Source organism: Verrucomicrobiota bacterium (genome assembly GCA_027622555.1).
Taxonomy (GTDB): domain Bacteria; phylum Verrucomicrobiota; class Verrucomicrobiia; order Opitutales; family UBA2995; genus UBA2995.
Map to the genome: position 1 here is coordinate 1 of JAQBYJ010000003.1, position 19,413 is coordinate 19,413.

At 48.5% G+C, this 19,413-nt stretch carries 15 protein-coding genes; 8 read left to right on the forward strand and 7 right to left on the reverse strand.

Annotated elements, in window-relative coordinates; genetic code table 11:
- The first annotated feature begins 436 nt into the window (after window positions 1–436).
- Window positions 437–952: a hypothetical protein gene (locus O3C43_01310; protein ID MDA1065118.1), complete on the forward strand. Its 516-nt coding sequence runs from the start codon at window positions 437–439 to the stop codon at window positions 950–952.
- A 136-nt stretch (window positions 953–1,088) separates the two neighbouring features.
- Here O3C43_01310 and O3C43_01315 read toward each other — a convergent pair whose 3' ends face one another.
- On the reverse strand, window positions 1,089–1,361 hold the full coding sequence (locus O3C43_01315) for an antitoxin (protein MDA1065119.1): 273 nt from the start codon (window positions 1,359–1,361) through the stop codon (window positions 1,089–1,091).
- Window positions 1,362–1,458: 97 nt separating this feature from the next.
- The gene (locus tag O3C43_01320; GenBank protein MDA1065120.1) at window positions 1,459–3,018 is read right to left on the reverse strand and encodes an IMP dehydrogenase; all 1,560 of its coding nucleotides are present in this window, start codon (window positions 3,016–3,018) and stop codon (window positions 1,459–1,461) included.
- Between the two features lie 82 nt (window positions 3,019–3,100).
- Here O3C43_01320 and menC point away from each other — a divergent pair, with 82 nt between their 5' ends.
- From menC to polX, 3 genes are all read left to right on the forward strand, one after another.
- Window positions 3,101–4,054: an o-succinylbenzoate synthase gene (gene menC, locus O3C43_01325; GenBank protein MDA1065121.1), complete on the forward strand. Its 954-nt coding sequence runs from the start codon at window positions 3,101–3,103 to the stop codon at window positions 4,052–4,054.
- Window positions 4,051–5,352 carry an AMP-binding protein gene (locus O3C43_01330; protein MDA1065122.1) on the forward strand — a complete coding sequence of 434 codons (1,302 nt, stop codon included), beginning with the start codon at window positions 4,051–4,053 and terminating at the stop codon, window positions 5,350–5,352. Before menC ends, O3C43_01330 begins: the two co-directional genes overlap by 4 nt.
- Before the next feature lie 335 nt (window positions 5,353–5,687).
- Entirely contained in the window at window positions 5,688–7,415 is a 1,728-nt protein-coding gene (gene polX / locus O3C43_01335) for a DNA polymerase/3'-5' exonuclease PolX (protein MDA1065123.1), read from the forward strand.
- Here the strand turns inward: polX and O3C43_01340 are convergent, their stop codons facing one another.
- From O3C43_01340 to glf, 4 genes are all read right to left on the reverse strand, one after another.
- Window positions 7,416–10,772, reverse strand: a complete 3,357-nt coding sequence (locus O3C43_01340; protein ID MDA1065124.1) for a UTP--glucose-1-phosphate uridylyltransferase — start codon at window positions 10,770–10,772, stop codon at window positions 7,416–7,418.
- A 32-nt stretch (window positions 10,773–10,804) separates the two neighbouring features.
- Complete coding sequence (locus O3C43_01345) at window positions 10,805–11,647, reverse strand: UTP--glucose-1-phosphate uridylyltransferase (GenBank protein ID MDA1065125.1); 843 nt, start codon at window positions 11,645–11,647, stop codon at window positions 10,805–10,807.
- A 140-nt stretch (window positions 11,648–11,787) separates the two neighbouring features.
- A complete protein-coding gene (locus O3C43_01350) occupies window positions 11,788–12,756 on the reverse strand; it encodes a GDP-mannose 4,6-dehydratase (protein ID MDA1065126.1) in 969 nt (322 codons plus the stop codon).
- A 52-nt stretch (window positions 12,757–12,808) separates the two neighbouring features.
- Window positions 12,809–13,933, reverse strand: coding sequence for a UDP-galactopyranose mutase (glf, locus tag O3C43_01355; GenBank protein ID MDA1065127.1), 1,125 nt, complete (start codon window positions 13,931–13,933; stop codon window positions 12,809–12,811).
- A 247-nt stretch (window positions 13,934–14,180) separates the two neighbouring features.
- Between glf and rfbA the strand changes: the two genes are divergently transcribed.
- The gene (gene rfbA / locus O3C43_01360) at window positions 14,181–15,056 is read left to right on the forward strand and encodes a glucose-1-phosphate thymidylyltransferase RfbA (GenBank protein ID MDA1065128.1); all 876 of its coding nucleotides are present in this window, start codon (window positions 14,181–14,183) and stop codon (window positions 15,054–15,056) included.
- Window positions 15,057–15,144: 88 nt separating this feature from the next.
- Window positions 15,145–16,080, forward strand: a complete 936-nt coding sequence (locus O3C43_01365) for a hypothetical protein (protein ID MDA1065129.1) — start codon at window positions 15,145–15,147, stop codon at window positions 16,078–16,080.
- 10 nt (window positions 16,081–16,090) lie between these two features.
- Here the strand turns inward: O3C43_01365 and O3C43_01370 are convergent, their stop codons facing one another.
- Complete coding sequence (locus tag O3C43_01370) at window positions 16,091–17,497, reverse strand: O-antigen ligase family protein (GenBank protein MDA1065130.1); 1,407 nt, start codon at window positions 17,495–17,497, stop codon at window positions 16,091–16,093.
- A 120-nt stretch (window positions 17,498–17,617) separates the two neighbouring features.
- Between O3C43_01370 and O3C43_01375 the strand changes: the two genes are divergently transcribed.
- On the forward strand, window positions 17,618–18,112 hold the full coding sequence (locus O3C43_01375) for a hypothetical protein (protein ID MDA1065131.1): 495 nt from the start codon (window positions 17,618–17,620) through the stop codon (window positions 18,110–18,112).
- A 35-nt stretch (window positions 18,113–18,147) separates the two neighbouring features.
- Complete coding sequence (locus O3C43_01380) at window positions 18,148–19,407, forward strand: oligosaccharide flippase family protein (GenBank protein ID MDA1065132.1); 1,260 nt, start codon at window positions 18,148–18,150, stop codon at window positions 19,405–19,407.
- Window positions 19,408–19,413 lie beyond the last annotated feature (6 nt).

Here is a 19,413-nt window from a genome sequence, read left to right on the forward strand (position 1 = left end):
CGGGATATTTTTAGGAAGCAGGTCGAAAAGTAATTGTCGAGATCCAAGATATGACCCCATACTCCCTCTCCATACTCCCTCTATTTATTGCTCTTTTTCTCTCAATTCAGCCCCTTAAGTTAGCGCCATTCTCCTATGACCCCATACTCCCTCCTCAAGATATGAGCCAATACTCCCCCATACTCCCTCCCATACTCCCCCTGTGTTTACTGCTTGCGGATTAAATGCCTGGGGGAACCGGCTAATCGAAACCGATTGAATTCTAGAAGGGAATGCAAGGTGCCTCTGTCAAGAGTCAAGACGTGGCGTCGTTTTGTGCACCCGACGTCGTTTTGTGCACCCCTCAGATACTATTGCACCCCCTTCATTGAAGCTTGAGTGAAAACAGAATATTCCTCCTAATGAAATAGGCGACATCCACACTTCTCAGTACCCCATGGACAACGAATATCCAAAAAGTCCAGATAACCAGTCATCCTCCGATTCGTCTCAATCAGCAGGATTTGCAAGATTTTGGGCCGAGCTGAAACGCCGCAAGGTCATGCGGGTGGCGATCACCTATGCGGTGGTAGCGTGGTTGATTATTCAAGTGGCCTCTACGACCTTTGGCAGCTTTGGCATTCCCGAGTGGGCGTTCCGGTTTGTGGTGATCATGCTCTGCATTTTCTTCCCGGTGGCCATTCTTTTGGCCTGGGCGTTCGAGCTGACTCCCGATGGCATCAAGACAACCAAGCACGCCCGGGAAAAGCAGGGCGACTCGCCTGTATCCAAAAAACAGGAACGTAAGCGCAACTGGATGGCCTTCGTCTTTGCGGCTGCCATTCCCACGCTCATCTTCGGCGCGTTGGCCGTCTATTTCTATGCCACTCGTGCGGATTCCTCAGGGAAAGGGAATAAGGGGTCAGGAAAGGGAATAAGGGGTCATATCTTGGATATTGACAAGCAGCTTTGATTTGCTTTTCTTCTTCCTCCATGGCGAGAAAAGCACAAGTGGAGCATGAGGAAGCCTGTTATCACGTAATCAGCCGCGGTAACTTCCGTCAGGACATTTTAAGGAAGCCGGTCGAAAAGTAATTGTCGAGATCTAGTCAGCCATTGTTCCTGGGAGGAATGCCTTTTTCTTCGCAAACTCTGTCAAAGATCTCGCCAACGGTCTGTGTGCTCACTCCTGTATTTTCTGCCCTGCGGATGCGGTCTCTAAAACACCTTTCCAGTTCTGCAACGGCCTTTTCTTCCTCTTCGTCTTGTGCAATAAGAGCGCTTTTCAGCAAGTATTCCTCAAGGCTTATTCCTCTCAGAGCCGCAAATGCCTTTATGCGGGTTAGTTCTTCCTCTGTAACATCAATTGATATTCGGCTCATGGCTTCTTTAAGAAATGAAAGTCCATTTCTACGAAGCTTCGAGTTTAAAAGCAACTCTGCGGATCAGACGGATTTTTAAACCGAATGGATACCGCTACTAGTTTTCCTTCGGAGTCTTTACCTCAATCACATCGTGAGTCATGGACTCGCGTTGACCGGCGTGAGACACACGGATGTAGCGGGCGCGTTGTTTTAAATCGGCCAGGGTGGGTGCGCCGAGGTAGCCCATACCGGACTGAATTCCGCCAATGTATTCTGATAAAATTTTGTCGAGAGGACCTGATAATTCCTTGAGCGCTTCGATTCCTTCGGCGGCCACTTTGCGTCCGACTTGCGCTTTCTCATGCCCGTAACGGGCAGCGGATCCGGCCTTCATCGCTGCATGACTTCCCATGCCGCGGTATTGTTTGAAAAGTTGGCCGTTGATTTCAATAACCTCGCCCGGGCTTTCACGACAACCGGCTAATAAACTGCCCAGCATAACGGCATCGGCCATCGTGAGTGCTTTTACCATATCTCCCGACTTTGTAATACCGCCATCGGCAATAATACTCACTCCCAGTTTTGCCGCTTCGCGGGTGGCAACGTGGATGGCGGTTAATTGAGGAATTCCAACCCCGGCAACTATCCGGGTGGTGCAAATAGATCCTGGACCTTGCCCGACCTTGATGGCGTTAGCGCCGCAGCCGGCCAGGAATTCAACTCCGGCAGCACTGGTGACGTTACCTGCAATAATGGTGAGATCAGGGAACGAGCCTCTGAGTAGTTTCACGACTTGGCCCATGCTCAGGGTGTGAGCATGCGCGGATGAAACGGCGATCGCATCCACATTTTCGTCCACCAGGTTTTGAATATGTTGAAGAGTAGCATCCCGGTCGATGGATCCCTCAGCATCCCGAATGGCGGATACCGCGGCCCCGACTCTTAAACGAAAATTGGAATCGCGGCTTGGTTTAAGCAGGGAGTTTTTTTCAGCCGTAATTTGCTCAACATCACTCAATGTAAACAAGCCCTTAAGGCGGTCGCCGTCATCGATTACCAGAATCTTATGAATCCCGATGTTGTCGTTAAAGAATTTGTCTGCCGCCGAAATAGGATCTCCCTGGAGGTTTTTTTCATTGAGGGTAATTAACCGTTCCCGGGGAGTCATTGCCTTGATTACTGGCGTGTCTCGGTAGCGTTCACGAACAACCGAACCAGAGAGCAGCCCAATCAATTTATCCTGTTCGTCAACCACAGGGAATGTACGGAAATTGAAGCCCTTGCGCTCGATCAGATTTATTACGTCACCAATCTTTATATCAGCTTTTATGGTTACAGGTTCCTGGATGAGGCCGTGGATATGGTGTTTAACCCGGGCGACTTCCTTCACCTGGTTTTTGTTCTCCATATTGTAATGGATGATACCCATGCCGCCGTTAAGAGACATCGCCACCGCCATATCTGATTCGGTAACGGTATCCATATCTGCCGAAAGGATAGGGATCTGAAGCGTCAGTGCTTCGGAGAGTTTGGTTTCCAGGTTGGCCTCCCGTGGAAGGATTTCCGAGTAACGGGTGGCCAATGAAATATCATCATAGGTCAGCCCTGTAGGAGCGTTTTGTTGGAAAAATCGATCGGCCGGAAGGTAATATTCCGAGTCCAGGGGGTGTTTCATATTTTCCATGGTCGTTTTTCGTAGGTAAAATTCCTGGTGTCAAATTTTTCTTTTTTCTGTACCTTCTGAGCCAAAATCCTGGATGAACCTACGTTTCGAATACCTGCCTTATAAGCGAAAATTCCTGAGACCCCTTGCTACCTCTCATGGCGACTGGCGGGTACGTAAGGGAATTATCATTCGTTTGGAAGACGCAGACGGGCGTCTGGGATTTGGTGAAATCGCCCCAGTGCCATGGTTTGGCACGGAGACTCAGGAAGATGCGCTTGCCTGGTGCAGAGAACAACCTACGGAATTTCAGCTATTGAAAACACCCGTTTCCGCTCTTCCCTGTTGTGGGTTCGCCGTTGCCAGCGCCTTAACCCAACTGGGAGCGAACCCTGTCCAACGGAATTTTCCAGTAGCGGCATTACTGTCACCAAATGAGTCCATCGAGAATAAGCTGGAAGAAGGCTACACAACCTTTAAAGCTAAAATCGGCGTTCGTACCTTTGCTGAAGAAATGGCCCAGGTTGAAATTTGGAGTTCAACACTTCTTCCTCATCAGTTTCTCCGGCTTGATGCCAACGGAGGCTTATCCGAAACAGATTTTTCAGGATGGCTGGAGTTCCTGGAGGGCAAGCCCGTCGAATTCCTGGAGCAGCCGCTCGCCGTGGGGCTTGAGAATCGGATGCTCGAAATGGCCGAGCTTTTTTCGACTCCAATCGCACTCGATGAATCGGTATCAAACGCCAATTCCTTGGCTGGCTGGTCCACATGGCCGGGCCCTTTGGTTGTTAAACCTTCTTTGCTCGGGACTCCGCCCGATTCTTTGCCCAATTTAGTCGTGGGCTCCTCTGTTTTCGAAACGGCCTTTGGATATGAAGCAGCCCTTCAATTTCTGGGGCGCCATCAAAGCGCGGATACTGCCCTCGGATTTGGAACACCCGGATTTCTTGAATCTGATGGGTGGTCTCTTCATCCAGTTGGTTCGGAAGTTCAAGCAGGGCTTGTTTCGCTTAGTCATCTGCAAGCACTCTGGGAAGAAAAAGTATGAGAAACTTTCCGAAGACCCTGGATGCGCTCCTGGCGGTACCGTTCCTGACACAACCGGATTGGGCTCATTTCTCTAAACTTGTGAATGACCTGGCACCTTCTATCAATCCCGGCGATCAGGTCCTGGTTGCTCAAGAAGATCGGCTGTCTGCCCTTGCCGCTTTTTTTACGACCGTGATAGGTGGTGGCAGCCTCTTCATGGCAAATCCGCATTGGGGTACGAATGAATGGAAGCTCGTTGGCGAACAGACTTCTTTTAATAAAATCTTTGGAAATGCTCCCGGAGTAAACATTGATTCTCAAGCAACTCATTCTGGAGAAACGCGGATTATGATTCCGTCCGGTGGAACTTCCGGTGGAGTTCGATTCTGTGTCCATAGCCTGGAGACATTGACTGCGGCCGTGCAAAGTCTCTTCGAGTTTCACGGTGAAAAGCCTCTTAATAGTATCAACACGCTGGGTGTCTTTCACGTGAGTGGACTTATGCCAGTGGTTCGTGCCTGTCTATCGGGTGGTCTGGTTCAACTTACGGAATGGAAAACGCTGGTATCGGGTGATTTCCCGCTGAGACCAGGTGACGAGACCTCCATCTCTCTGGTTCCTACGCAACTGGTTCGGCTCATTCAAGCGGATGCTGGGCTCAACTTTCTTCATGGTCTGGATGCCATCTATCTCGGCGGGGCCTCAGCGACACCCAATCTGGTAAACTTCATTCGAACGGAGAAGCTTCCGGTATTGTTTGTCTACGGAATGACAGAAACGGCAGCTATGGTGGTAATTGGTTCCAGAGCCGATACGGATGCATCGGGAAATATCTGGGGTCGGCCTTTACCGGGAGTGTCGATTTCACTATCGGAGGACCTGGAAATATCTGTGAAAACAAAAGCGTTGTTTCACGGTTATTTTCCTGTCGATTCGCTAATCGAGGAGCACGCAACTGGCGATACAGGCCGGTGGACAGTCGACAAGCAGCTTCAGGTTACCGGGCGCAAAGATTACCTTATCAACACCGGAGGAGAAAAAGTGAATCCTCTCGAAGTGGAAGCGCTCATTTCTGAAAAGTTTCCCGACCTGGTAGCAGCAGTCAGTTCGAGGCCAAGTGAACAGTGGGGTGAAGAAGTGGTGGCGGTCTTTGAGGAGGAGCTGACGGCGGAAAAGGTAACGGCGCTTCAGTCATTCCTGGCAAATTGGCTTTCCCCTTACAAAATCCCTAAAACGGTTATAAGCGGTAAAGCCATTCCCCGATCCCTCTTGGGTAAGATAAATCGTGCCGCACTTAAGACGCTGCTGCATGATTAACTTGTAATTCCCCATGGTCTCTTCCGCGGGGTCGGTGACTGATAGGAAGTTTGAGCATTCGAAATCGGCAGCGAGCTACCTCCTACAGTTGAATTTGTGATACGAAATGTAGGAGGTAGCTTGCTGCCGAGTATACCATCAACGATGTCCGCTCAGTCTTTTGGAGAAAGTGAAAATGATAAGTAGAAAGCGAACATCTGGTGGGATGTTTTAAGCCTTTCATACCCTGTTGTTGTTCGCTTCGCTGTCGGCCAAGTCCTCGGTACTGCCACAGGGTTTTGATTTTCATTAAAATTTCCGTGCGTTATTTGTGATGCGCGTGACATAGTTGGCTCATGGATAAGGGTGAAATTTCTGATGTGTTGGGCGAGATCGCCACACTACTTGAGTTGAAAGGGGAAAACCCTTTTAAAATACGGGCTTACCAATCGGGACAACGGGCACTCGACACACTTGAGGAAGATCTGGGCACTTTGATTAAAGAAAGCCGCCTGGGAGATGTGAAGGGAATCGGGAAAGCTCTGACCGATAAGATCGTCACCTTGTTCTCGGATGAACCCTTGCCGTTTTATGACGATTTAAAAGCGTCCATAGAACCTGGACTTATCGAGATGTTGGATATTCCCGGGATGGGTGCCAAAAAGATCAAAAAACTTCACGATGAGTTAGGAGTTACTACCATTGCCGGGTTAACCGAAGCATGTGAATCCGGCGAAGTAGCCAAGCTTGCTGGTTTTGGAGACAAGTCCGTTGAAAAAATTCTATCTGGAATCAAGAATCGGGAAGCTTACTCAAAGCGGCACTTATGGTGGGCTGCCAACGAAACGGCACAACCCATCCTTGAAGGCCTCCGTGGTTTGACCGGAGTTGAACGGGCTGAGGCTGCCGGCAGTCTTCGCCGTAAAATGGAAACAGTCGGTGATCTCGATTTTATCGCCGCCTCCAATGACCCCGGTCCGATTATGGACTGGTTTGTGGCTTTACCGGATGTGCAGGAGGTCACCGGACATGGACAAACCAAATCCAGCGTCCGATTTGCCAGCGGCATGCAGGCCGATTTGCGCGTAGTGCCACCGGAGCAATTCGTGTTTGCCCTTCATCATTTTACAGGATCGAAGGATCACAATGTGGCGATGCGTGGACGGGCGCTAACACTCGGTTATAGTTTGAGCGAGTGGGGTTTGCGAACGGAGGACAAAGAGGAAATGGCTGTTGATACGATCGCCAATGAGGAACAACTCTTCCAATTGTTGAACTTGAATTTCATAACCCCTGAGCTCCGGGAGGACTTGGGCGAAATCCAGGCTGCTGAAGCTGGAAAACTTCCGAAACTTGTGGAAGTCGGGGATTTGAAAGGGGTGTTTCACAATCACACTCACGCGTCAGATGGTGAAAACTCCATCGAAGAAATGACTCAAGCCGCCCAGGATCTTGGCTGGGATTACCTGGGTCTGGCGGATCATTCCAAAGCCAGCTTTCAAGCAAACGGCCTGGACGAAGCACGGGTTGAGGCCCAGATCGAAGCGATCAAGGCGGTCAACGCATCTGGCAAATTTAGCTGCTTCGTCTTTAGTGGCATCGAGTGCGATATTTTAAAAGATGGGTCGCTTGATTTAAATGACTCCACTTTGGAGAAGCTCGATTACGTCGTCGTTTCGGTGCACTCGAGTTTTACCTTAAGCGAGGAAGAAATGACGGCTCGAATCATCCGGGCGATTGAGCACCCTTGCACCACCATGTTAGGCCACCTGACAGGGCGCTTACTTTTGAAACGCGAACCCTACAAAGTGAATTTTGAAAAAGTGATCGATGCCGCCATTGCGAACAATGTCATCATTGAAATGAATGCGCATCCCTGGCGTTTGGATATGGACTGGCGTCACTGGAAGAAAGCTGCAGCAAAAGGTTTATTGACCAGCGTGAACCCGGATGCACATAGCGTATCCGGATTTCGGTATGTTTCGGCTGGGATCAACTCATGCCGCAAAGGTTGGCTTACCGCCGAATCCGTTTTCAATACCTGGTCCATCGACAAGGTGAAGGGTTATTTAAAGAACCAATAATTAAGCTTTAACTGTTTTGCGAACGTTGGACCAAGCGCAGATAGAATTCAGATATTTTGCTGATCCGTCTCTCAACCAGCCATCGAGTTGAGCCTGGGCTTTGAGTTGTTGACCCCGATTCCTTGGCACAACCATAAACCCGCAATCCGCGCCCTGGAAAGCGGTCATGTCGCCCCATAGTTTTTCAAACTGTGAAACTGGGAAGATGTCTTCTTGAGCGTGGCCCCAGCGTTTCTTCACTTCCTTGATGGTGATATAGGTCGGCATGCGGTTCGCCACCTGGCGGATCTTTTCTGCTACCAGCGATTCGTTGCCCAGGTCGGATTTTTTTAACTCAAACAACTCCAATAAGCGATCGATGGAAATCCATGTGGTCATCGTATTGTAGTAGGAAAGTTTGTACTCTTCCTCTTCGGAAGGAAGGCAAAGGCCTTCGACGAGTCTTGGCTTTCCATCGATCTTGGCGAGGCCACCACCACGGTCTTCGTAGCGACGCGTAATAACTTCAAAGGAGAAATCTTTTCCGGACTGTATGTGAATCCCAAGAAACGACGGATCAATATTGGCCCCAAGCGTATCAATATTATGGAGCATCAAATACTTTAATTGAGGCCGCTCTTTCAGCATGGCGTTCAAAGTGCCATTGCGCAGGAGGGTGGGGACTTCGTACCAGTGCCCAACCGGGTGCAAACACTGTAAGGGAAGATTGTCGCGATAATCGGTGCCTTCGCCAGTATTCTTTGCCCAGGCTGCCAGAGCATCGCGCACACTTTCCTTCATTTTCTGCGCGCGTTCATCAAGCACTTGTTCCGTAACTTCTTCCCAGGCAAAGCGAAGGTCGCGGACCATGGGAACCGTCCTTAGTCCGATGTATTTGCCTTTTGAAACGAAGACGTTTCCTTCGAAGCCGTAGTTTTTAACCGCATCCAGATAATTTTGAATTGGACCGTGGGTTAAATAACTACTCGTGATCACGTGAAGCGGATATTCGCCAAAATCTTGTCCCACCTTCCGGCTTTTGGCCAAGTGAGTTTCAATAAAGGAACGGTGGCGCCCTTCGAATTTACAAAATGGATGCAGGCCTTTTACGACACCGGCACCTTCAGTCCAACGGCTTCCGACGCCGGCTGCGAGTGATACTACTGCCACCTCGCCCCTGGTTATTGCTTGTTCGCCCATGTAATGGGTAGCGCCATCGACCGGGATTCTGCCATCATAAACGTCCTCAACGGTGACATCCTCAATCGTGGTAGTCGGCGGAAACCGGTTTTGGGAAAGCCCAATCCGCCCGGTTTGAAGTTGTTGGCGAATCGTTTCGTGTTGAATGGTGTCGAAGCCATTTTCTTCCAACAGCTGATCCAGATTTCCACTCATTTCGGATTTGGATTCTGTATCGGGTAACAGCTGTTTAAAAAAGTGGGGAACGGCTTCCTGAAACTGTTCGTTTGTTTCGCAATTGCGGGTAAATTGTTGGAGCTCAGCTAGGCGATCGGAGGAAAGATCTTTGATATCCTGCTTCACCAGGTTGGGGATGACTTGTTTGTAATATACAGGGGGGAGTAGTGCGTTCTTCCCTTTTAAGAACTCTCCGAAGGTGCCATTGGGGTTAATGTTAAATTCGTAAACCACTGGATCCATGGCGAAGGGAAGGGAGTTCTCCAATTCACACTTGGCTGATTGCATGATCTCTTGAATTTCAGGAAGAGCTTTCTGCTTTATTGCAGGATCGACGAAAAACCCCATGCCGCCACCCGACATGCCGCCGAGCATTACGAAGCCCCAGAAATCGTCGCCAAACTTGGCCTTGATTTTTTCAATCAGCTGTTCGGTGTAAAACGTTGTCGCCCAGGGAATGATGGTTTGGATCGGCTCGAAAAAGTTTTGAGTAGTCAGTTCCGCAAGTTTGCGGATGTTGCCCGTTTTCAAGCTTTCAACGATTTGGTCAAATAACCTGATCGCGTTGTTTCGCCCTTCCCATTCTTTGTTTGAACGCAGCAAATATTTTTCCGTAACCATCTCCAGGATGGGGCCGACATTTTGAGCCATCCCACCGTGGACAAGTACCAGGCTGTCTTGCAGTTTTTGAATGGTCTCGTCCGTAATCTGCGTATTCAGCAGGTGGTGACGTGGTAACAGGCACCCGCGGCTGATGCCGTGTTCGGGATCGTTTTCTTGAGCCAATTCACCAAAAATAGTTTTGATTCCCGGCCACACTCCTCCCGAGTCTTGCCAACCACCGCCAGACCCCCCCAACCATTCACCCAGGATTGCACGGGCTGCTACAATACGTCTTTCAGATTCCTTCAGAGAGCCTTCCATGGATGATGTTTGACCGGTGGCTCGCATACAGGCGGATATCAAGCAGGCCAGTAAGTTGGTTGAGACGGCGAGCCTCGATCCCTTGGGAATATCCCGCACATGACTGACTAGCTCGAATCCTTTTTGTGGTCCGAGCAATGCTTCCAAAACGCTTTCAAGAGATTGACCGGAACCTTCAATTCCGGGCGGAACCATGCCTGCTGCTATGATCGCCGCCTTGACCAGGCCCAGATAGTCCATGCCGAAGTTAAAGAGGTCATCAAGATTCGTCACTTCTGTTGCGGCTTTCAGGTCCAGGCTGATGAGCCGGATGACCGGTTTATCTATGACTCGAAAAAAGCATTCGACTGGTGGCAGCGGTTCTTTGTCTCTGCCCCATACCGCGAGGTTTACTGATATATTTAAAACGCGAGCGGCTTCAGGCAGATCCATCCCCAGAAAAAAGATATCGCTCCATCCACTGTGTGTCAGGTCCATGCGTACCGGAGTGGTTTCATGAATGATCGGGTAGGGTTCCGAATCGTCACTTCTTGTCAGCAACTCTTTGCTTACTCGTAAAGGATGGCTGCTTGAATGGCCCATACGAAACATCCACTGGTTTCCTTTGACGGAACGCACACTGCGGCGTACCTGGTTGGCAAGGTATTGCAGAGCCAGGTGATAGTAGGAGTAAGCCAAGGCGCTGGATAGAGTATCATTCCAGCCAGTACGTTCCTGCTCCAACAAAAAGAGGTCTAATCCTTCTTCAAAACGGCGATTGAGAACCAATTGATTGGCCTCAAAAGAAAGAAGCCCCGCTCCGTTTATCTCGTAATGTTTTGGTAGGTGGAAGCGGTGCAAGGCATACAGAAAGAACAGAGCCCGAACTTTTTCGTAGAGGCTCTCTTGCGTGCGGCGAAAGGTATCCAGTGCATCACATTCAAACTTTAACTCATCGAACGACAGGCCTTGGATGGCTTCTTCCATAGGCGTGTCCCGCTCGGTTTTGATTGTTGAGGTGATGATTCGAATCAGTTCGCTCATAGTAATCTTTGGCATAATCTGCGTTTCGGAGCAGTGAGATTTACAGATTATTTGTGTTTGGATTCGGCTAACAGTTCAACCAATTGGGTGAGAACTTCTTCCCGGTGCCTGCCATCCAGGGCCAACGCCATTTGTGCCGTGAGCATTCCATAACGGTTTTCCATATCGTAGCGACGGCCTTGAATGATTGAAGCTAGGTATTGTTCCTGTTTAGCCAAAATTTGTAACGCGTCGGAGAGAGATGGCTTGGCCTCTTTCGTTTTTAGAAGATCCTCCAATATTTCAAAAATCTTGGGGGTAAGAATATGCATCCCGAAAAAGCATAAATAGTGCCCCATGCGCAGCCCAGGTACCAGGATCTCCTGCTCGGCTTGGGTGGGGGTTGGTTTTTCCAGGATTTTGTCGATCACATACAAATTTTTCCCGCCGGTAGAAAGGGTACCTCCAACTGCACCGAAATCGGTAAGCTTACCTTCATGGGTGGCTTGAACGGCCGATACGGATGAATCCAGTTTTTCTGCTGTGTTTACGAGTTGGCGGGCGCAGCTTACTTCTGAATCGCTGACATAGAGGTGATCGCTCACCATCAAAAGGAATGAATCTCCTTCCACAAAATCCTTGGCACAATGAACCGCATGACCGTATCCCAAGGCTTTTTCCTGTTCTATAAAAGTCAGTTTGGCGTTTGATACATCGACGCTTTCCTTAAAAAGCGGCTCATCTCCAGGCGCAATGACGATGCCAATGTCTTGAATTTCTGCAGAGGTTATTTCCTCAATCAATAAATTGAGAGCAGAGCGAGGAAACCCTTCACGGTCGACGAGTGTCTGGAGTGGCAGGTGACGTTGATTTCTTCCCGCGGCCGTTATTACTGCTTTTTGGATCTTCATGAGGGCAGAAACTAGAGAATCGTGGCTCTTTGAAGCAACTCCTGTTTCTCACATTTCAATTAATACTGAATCAATTAACAGGGTGTTTACCAAAGAGGGTGGATCCTGGTTTCGCCATAGGCTCCAAGAAACCAATTTATCTACAGGGTGAGTTGACTCACCCAATCCTTTTCTGACCGGTACCAATCCACCAGGTTCTGGGTGCCTTCTTGAAATGAAACTTGTGGTTTCCAGTCGAGGATGGATTTCGCCTTGGAGATATCCGCCCACGTATGAAGCATATCCCCTTTAATAAATGGCTGGTAGTCAATAATGGCCTTTTTGCCCAATTGGATTTCGAATGTTTCGATCATTTTTGAAATGGAGACCGGATTGTTACCACCGCCTAGATTGATGATCTCGTGGCCTACGTTTTTGAGCGCTGCAATGGTTCCGCGGGCAATGTCATCAATGTAGGTAAAATCCCTGCTCTGCGAGCCATCCCCATAAAGTGTGATCGGTGTTCCCTCATCGATCCAGCGCACAAATCTCAACGGAGCCATATCCGGTCGACCTGCCGGTCCGTAAGCAGTGAAATATCTAAGAATGGATACATCGAAATCGTAAAGATGATGATACGTGTATGCCATGGCTTCAGCAGCCTTCTTTGTGGCTGCATAGGGCGAAATGGGTTGGTTCACCGGAAGCGATTCCAGGAAAGGCATGTCCTGTCCTGCATAAAGCGAGGAGGTGGAAGATAGCACGAACTTGCGGACCCCGTGTTGGCGCATGGACTCGAGCATACTTAACGTTCCTCCTGCATTGGTCTCCATGTAGGCATGAGGATTTTCCATACTATAACGGACACCGGCTCGACCGCCTAGATGAACCACTGCGTCAAACGCCGTGTTTTTAAATAGTCGGCCTATTGACTCCTTTTCGTCCAGATCTGCTTTCTCAAAACGAAATCCGTCCATTTGCGTCAGCTTGTTAAGCCGCCATTGCTTCAATCCTACATCGTAGTAATTATTCAGGTTGTCCACTCCAACCACCTGATGGCCTTGCTTAATAAGTAGTTCAGTGGTTTTCCAACCGATAAAACCGGCGCACCCTGTTAGAAGGAGGTTCATTTGTGAGGAAGGTAGTGCTTCAAAATTGGATTAGGCAATAAAACTCTGGCGGCTAATCAAAGAGGTCGGTTGTTTCGACAAACTCCAAAGCCGCAGCAATGGTATCGTCCATGTCGAGGTAGCGGTAACCACCCAATCGCCCACCGAACCATACACGCTTCAGTTGATCCGCATCGGCCTTGTAGCGTTTGAGGAGTTCGGCGTTTCTGAGTGTGTTGACGGGGTAATAAGGCTCCGTGCTTTCACCAATTATTTTTGAGTATTCTTTGTAAATGACGGTTCTATTTGTACTCGGTCTTTCTGGGTGAAAGTGTTTGAATTCATGTATCCGCGTATAGGGGACGTCGGCCTCAGCATAGTTCATGACAGAGCAACCCTGGTAGTCGGGCATGTCGTAAACCTCACGGTTCAATTCGATGGAACGCCACTCGAGTCGTCCGTATTTGTGATCAAAGAACTGGTCGACCGCCCCCGTGTAAAGAATTGGCCATTTGCCCAAATAGATTTCTCTTACGTCGAGCCAATCCGTGTTAAGCTGCACCTCAATATTCGGATGGTCATGCAAGCGTTGGAAGAGTTTGCCATAACCTTCCAAGGGTATCCCCTCAAAAGGATCCGAGAAATAACGACTGTTATAGGAATGTCTAACCGGCAGTCTTTGAATAATTTCAGCAGGAAGTTCTCTCGGATCTTTTCCCCATTGTTTGACGGTGTAGCCTCTTATGAAGGCTTCGTACAAGGGCCGACCAATTAACGAGATGGCTTGCTCCTCCAGATTACCAGGCTGCTCATAGTATTCATTCTTCCGTTCCTCCTCCAGAAACGCTGACACCTCGTGTGGTTTCAGCTGGAGCTTGTAGTAGGCATTGATCGTACCCAAGTTTATTGGCATGGAATAAACCTTGTCCTTAAAAGTGGTCCACACCGTGTGCCGGTAATTGTTAAATTGAGTGAATCGATTTATATATTCCCACACCTTGAGGTTGTCCGTATGGAAAATATGGGACCCATATGTATGAACCTCTATCCCGGTTTCTTGATCTGGCTCAGACCAACTATTTCCACCTATGTGGTTTCGTTTTTCCAGGATGAGCACCTTCTTTCCTTTGGAAGCCAGCCGCTCTGCGCACACGGAGCCAAAGAATCCAGCCCCAACTATCAGGAAGTCACCGTTCATGAAGGTCCAATGATTCGCTCTATCTGATGGTACTGGTGATTAGAAGACATGAAGGAATAAAGATCGCGAAGGAAAGGTTTTGAGTCGGATAGCCGTTTCAAAGCATGGTGCACAAAAGGTGTTCTCAATCTAGTTATTGGCTGAGGTCAAAATGGCATCAAGGTAAAATACGGCGTGGTGTTTATTCCAGGAAAGCTGCCCAAACAAAACCTTGCTTCTTCGAAGCGTTAATTGAGAGCATCCAACCATGTTCAACCGCAAAGGTATCATCTTGGCTGGTGGCAGCGGCACCCGGCTTTACCCTCTTACTCTTGCCGTGAGCAAACAGCTCATGCCTGTCTATGACAAACCGATGATCTACTATCCGCTTTCTGTGCTGATGTTGGCTGGAATCCGGGAGATCCTGGTCATTTCAACGCCGCACGACCTGCCCAATTTCCAGAAGCTTTTAGGAAATGGGTCTCAATGGGGCTTATCGTTTTCTTATGAAGAGCAACCTTCACCTGACGGGCTGGCCCAGGCGTTTCACATAGGAGAACCCTTTCTCAATGGAGCACCCGCTGCCCTGGTATTGGGCGACAATCTTTTCCACGGACATGAATTTGCCTTAACCGTGAAGCAGGCCGCTGATCGCTATGATGCAGCGACGATTTTTGGTTATCATGTAGCACATCCCAGTGATTACGGTGTGGTGGAATTCGATCAATTGGGACGGGCCATTTCCTTGGAGGAAAAACCGGAACATCCCAAGTCTTCCTACGCAGTTCCCGGAATTTACTTTTACCCCGCTGATGTCACAGACATTGCCCGTGACCTAAGACCCTCGGCTCGCGGCGAACTCGAAATAACAGATCTTAACCGCATTTACTTAAACCAGGATCGGCTTTTCGTCGAACGGCTCGGTCGAGGTACTGCCTGGTTGGATACCGGGACCATGGAATCTCTGCTCGATGCAGGCAATTTCGTTTCCATTATTGAAAAGCGGCAGGGAAACAAAATTGCCTGCCCGGAAGAGATCGCTTTTGAACTCGGATGGATAGATGAAGCCAAGCTGGAAGAAATGATTAATAAATTAGGGAAGTCTAGTTACGGAGATTATCTGAGAACGCTGTTGGTAAAATAAAGGGTCCTTCATGTACCAGGATCACCGTGTCGTTTGTGTCACTCCTGCCGGAAGGAGGAGGTACATGAAAATTTTGGCACCCTACATTTTGTCATCTCCTTTGGTGGACCGTTGGGATGTGTGGGTAAATACAAGTGATCCTTATGACCTCCAATTTATTGAAGGTTTGGGCCGGGAATTTGAAAAAGTTAATCCGGTTCTTAATCCCGTGGATAAAGCGAACGGGAACGCCTCAATAAATTGGTTCTACCAAACGGCGATTGAAGGAAATACCATCTATATTAAATTCGATGATGACATTGTCTGGGTCGAAGACGGTTTTTTCGAAACGCTACTGGATTACAGAAATAAAAACCGGGAGCACTTGTTGGTGTTTCCAGCCATTGTGAACAATGCAATTTGTACCCACCTGTTTCAACAGGCCAAGAAGCTGAATTACCCAGAGTATATTCAGGCAAATTCGGTTGACGAGATTGGCTGGGCCTCTCCCGAATTTGCAGCCGACTTACATGTGTGGTTTCTGAATCACCTTGAAAGCGCGACAGTGGATGAGCTCAAATTTGATTCCGTGCCAATTGCACTAAACAGGATATCCATTAATTGTTTCGCGTGGTACGGTGAAGACTTTTCAAAATTCAATGGGATTGTTTTGGATGATGACGAAGAGTATCTTTCCGTTATAAAACCGAGAGAGTTGGGAAAGATTAATTCTATTTGTGGTAACACTATTGTTTCGCATTTTGCCTTCTATTCTCAGAGGCGACAGCTGGACCAAGCTGGCATTTTGGAGGCGTACGAATCTGTGGTTCAAGCGAATGACCACCATTCGATAGCAAAAATGTACAAAACTGTGGCTTCCTTATCTTTGTCGGCAGGGCATCGGGAAACAGGACTGTTGGAGCCATGTATTCGCGGAATCAGATACCTCAGGTTGCCCTGGTTGAGTTGGGTATCGCCAGGAGAATTCTATCGTCGGCTTAAAGCCAAATTTAAGAAAAAAGAGCGAAAGCCCAAAATCAGTTAAAATGCCCGGTTTAGGAATTTCGGCTTTCCTTGGGTTCACACAACCGTGCCGTCACCACCAGAATCACAAACCAGGCCATAAGCACCGCCGGATTCCTGAAGGGAAAATCGATGAGTGCATGAACCATCGTACTCCCCAGACCGGCAAGAAGCATCAGAGGGACCGGTTCCTTCCATCTCCTGGATTTGAAAATAGCCCGGAAAAAATATCCCGGAATGGAGAAAAGAAGCAAAGTTCCTACGATACCCAATTCGATCAGCCATTCCAGATAGTCATTATGAGCATGCTGCCAGAAGAAGTTGAGTTGATGGCGTTCCATGTAAGGGATTCTAATTTTCTCCCGTTCAGCATCCGTATCCTGAAATTGCCTGAACCCATGCCGAAAGTTTCCCGCACCCCAGCCGTATATGGGTTTTGATGCTAACATCCGAAACTCACTTCGGTAGGCCAGTTGTCTTTGCTTAAAGGAAAAGTCCTCCGTGATTTGTGCGTTCAGGGTCTGAAGATGTTTTGCGCTCTTGGAGCGCAGTAGAAATGTACCTCCTCCAATTACCAGCACAGATAAAATGGATCCGATAACCATCACCCATTTTCTCGGAAAATTGGACCTCCTGATTCTCTTCAACGCTAGCGGTACAAACATCGCCAGAACTAACAGGCTGCAAATAAAGCCAAACCTCGATCGGGAGAAAATGACACCGAGTAGAAGTAAAGCAGCGGCTGTGAGATACAAAGCACGGGGGTTAGATCTTTCGAAGGAGTTGTTTCTTCCGACGCAGAAAAAGCATGCAAGGCTAGTGGCCATTGCCAGGTTGAAGAAAGCAGCGGCGTGGTTCTTATAAAGAAAAGTGGCAAAGAAAAGTCCGAGGACTTCGTCAACCGCATTAAAGAGTCCCAGAATGGATGGGCTTTCTAGCTTGAGTTGAAACAGTCCGACTAAAGCGATGAGCGCACCGTTTGCAGATATCCACGATAATAGTCTGGGCCGAACAGCGACATCCATAGTCCTAAAAACTGTTAAACCAACAAACACGGCGGGTGTAATAAGAATTAGGAATCGTATCGGCGAAGCCTCACCGATATCGGTGAGGATAGAAGAAGGGAGCCAAGGAACAGGATCGAGAGGAGAGACAATCCAGATACGTAGACCGGTTTGCCAGTCCTGAGCCAAGGCGGGATTGGCGTACTGGACCAGGACGTAAATGATGATTCCCGCCGTCAGGCCTATCGGTACTTTTAGGGTCGATGTCCCATGCCTCAATGAGATTAATAATGTCACCGACGCCAATGCCAGTGCGACTAACTGCGCCTCAATCAACTGCCCGCCCAATAACCAGGGAAGCGACAAAATCACCAATAGAGCCAACCCAAATATGAATTTGGCTGGTGCTCGATTTTCTGGATTCACTCCGGTCATTGAGGAAAGAGTTAGCCCAGATTATCAGCGTGTTGAAACAAGAAAAGTAAAACAGATTCAAAAAGTTCAATTTAAATTGAACTTTTTGAATCGAAGCTTATTCTCACCCTCTATTTCCAAATGGAACCTTCTTCTCCAGTTTCAATCCTTCCGGAATGGCGTTTGACTATGATCGATCTCTTTGTCGGAGGAGCGCTTTTGATTGGTCTACCAAAATCGGTCGGACAGATCTATGGCTACCTCTACTCTGCTGTTGAAGCAGCCCCCATGGACAAAATTATTGCCGATCTTGCGATCAGCAAAGGTTCGGCGAGCCAGGGCCTGAAATTTCTTCGTCAGCTCGGAGCGGTTAAGGTGCAATTCGTCGTAGGCGATCGACGAGATCATTTTGTAGCCGAAGTTCAATCCAAGAAACTCATGGGCGGCTTCATCCGGGAAAAACTTATTCCAGCTTTGGACGATGGCGCTGATCGCATCGCCTTTATCCGGGAATTAATGACCGAAGAAAATCTCCTCAATGATCCGATCCACCAAGATCAAATCATAAAGCTGGAGACCTGGCAAAAGAAGCTGAGGATGGCCCTCCCGCTCATCCAAAAGATTCTTGGCGAATAGTGAGAACTCATAACAAGTATCTGCCTGACCTTGGGATGACTAAACAGTTCGCGGTCCTCTTTAATAAGGCGGGTTCCATGGTGTTTTGGAGAATGAGTGCCTTGATTTTAAGTCTTGGTAGCTCCGTTTGGATCGCAAGGTGTCTGGGCCCCACCGAACTTGGTAGGGCAGGATTCATTATTGCTACTACTAGCCAAGTGTTGCTGCTCATTTCTGTATGTCCTGACGCATACGCGGTGCGCAAATTGAAGGAGTCTGGCGATGTCGATGATACTTTGACTCTCGTGGTGACGGCACGCGCGTTATTCTCCATGTTGTATATTGCTATTCTTGGAGTGTTTTTTGCCTTTGGAGTTATTCCAGCAACGTGGGCAGGCTTGGTGTTTCTCGGGATGATAATTCCAATCTTACTTACGTTTCAGCCAGTTTGGTTGTTGCAGGCCCAAGAAAATCAACCTGCTCAATACAAATCTGGAGCTTTGGTAGCGTTGGTTGCTTTCATCTTTGTGGTCGGGTTTATCAGACCCGGGGATTTTGCCAGCAAAGATTTGATTTCCCGTTTTCTTGGGTTGTCAGCCGGGGTGTGGGCAGCCTGGTGGATGACAGGAAAAGGAAATCCCCTTAAATACGTTTCTCTGCGTCAATGCTCACGCGCGCTTATCTATGCCTGGAATGGCAGATCAATCTACCTAACTCAGATAATCATTTATATATACGTCGGACTCGAGTTGCCGATGCTCGGTTATCTTGTTTCAGTTGATGAGCTTGGAATGTATCGAACAGCTACTCAATTGGTGATCGCAGTGAACTCATTTTTTGCGATGGTTCCGCTGCTTCTTTACCCTCGCTTTATCGAATGGCAGAAGCAGTCCCTTGGTTATTTATGGGAACAACAGAAGAAGATATTCAGACTCCTTTTAGCTGCTGCAATTCCCTTGGGGGTCATTTTTTTGGTAGTTGGCCCTTTGGTATACCAGTACCTGTACGGCTCCGCATATGCTCAAGTTGGATTGCCATTTGGTATTTTGATGTGCTCCAAATTGATCGTTTTGCTAAACGGAGTATTTGCCTGGGGCCTTTGGGCGATTTCGAAAGATTCAGCCATGCTGATAGTGTTTTCCGGAGTCGCAGTATTCAGCCTGTGTTCCAACCTGATTTTTATTCCCAAGTACGGGATGTTGGCGGCCGCATTGGTCAACTTCTCAAGCGAAACGCTGATACTACTCCTTACATCCTGGATGATATGGAAAGCGGTCCTTGAAAATAGAAACTCCGAACCACGCCCCTTTGCATAACCTGTC

Excerpts from the sequence above, each read along its gene's own strand:
- O3C43_01310 (MDA1065118.1), top strand. The coding sequence starts at position 437 with ATGGACAACGAATATCCAAAAAGTCCAGATAACCAGTCATCCTCCGAT.
- O3C43_01315 (MDA1065119.1), bottom strand. The coding sequence starts at position 1,361 with ATGAGCCGAATATCAATTGATGTTACAGAGGAAGAACTAACCCGCATA.
- O3C43_01320 (MDA1065120.1), bottom strand. The coding sequence starts at position 3,018 with ATGAAACACCCCCTGGACTCGGAATATTACCTTCCGGCCGATCGATTT.
- menC (MDA1065121.1), top strand. The coding sequence starts at position 3,101 with ATGAACCTACGTTTCGAATACCTGCCTTATAAGCGAAAATTCCTGAGA.
- O3C43_01330 (MDA1065122.1), top strand. The coding sequence starts at position 4,051 with ATGAGAAACTTTCCGAAGACCCTGGATGCGCTCCTGGCGGTACCGTTC.
- polX (MDA1065123.1), top strand. The coding sequence starts at position 5,688 with ATGGATAAGGGTGAAATTTCTGATGTGTTGGGCGAGATCGCCACACTA.
- O3C43_01340 (MDA1065124.1), bottom strand. The coding sequence starts at position 10,772 with ATGCCAAAGATTACTATGAGCGAACTGATTCGAATCATCACCTCAACA.
- O3C43_01345 (MDA1065125.1), bottom strand. The coding sequence starts at position 11,647 with ATGAAGATCCAAAAAGCAGTAATAACGGCCGCGGGAAGAAATCAACGT.
- O3C43_01350 (MDA1065126.1), bottom strand. The coding sequence starts at position 12,756 with ATGAACCTCCTTCTAACAGGGTGCGCCGGTTTTATCGGTTGGAAAACC.
- glf (MDA1065127.1), bottom strand. The coding sequence starts at position 13,933 with ATGAACGGTGACTTCCTGATAGTTGGGGCTGGATTCTTTGGCTCCGTG.
- rfbA (MDA1065128.1), top strand. The coding sequence starts at position 14,181 with ATGTTCAACCGCAAAGGTATCATCTTGGCTGGTGGCAGCGGCACCCGG.
- O3C43_01370 (MDA1065130.1), bottom strand. The coding sequence starts at position 17,497 with ATGACCGGAGTGAATCCAGAAAATCGAGCACCAGCCAAATTCATATTT.
- O3C43_01375 (MDA1065131.1), top strand. The coding sequence starts at position 17,618 with ATGGAACCTTCTTCTCCAGTTTCAATCCTTCCGGAATGGCGTTTGACT.
- O3C43_01380 (MDA1065132.1), top strand. The coding sequence starts at position 18,148 with ATGACTAAACAGTTCGCGGTCCTCTTTAATAAGGCGGGTTCCATGGTG.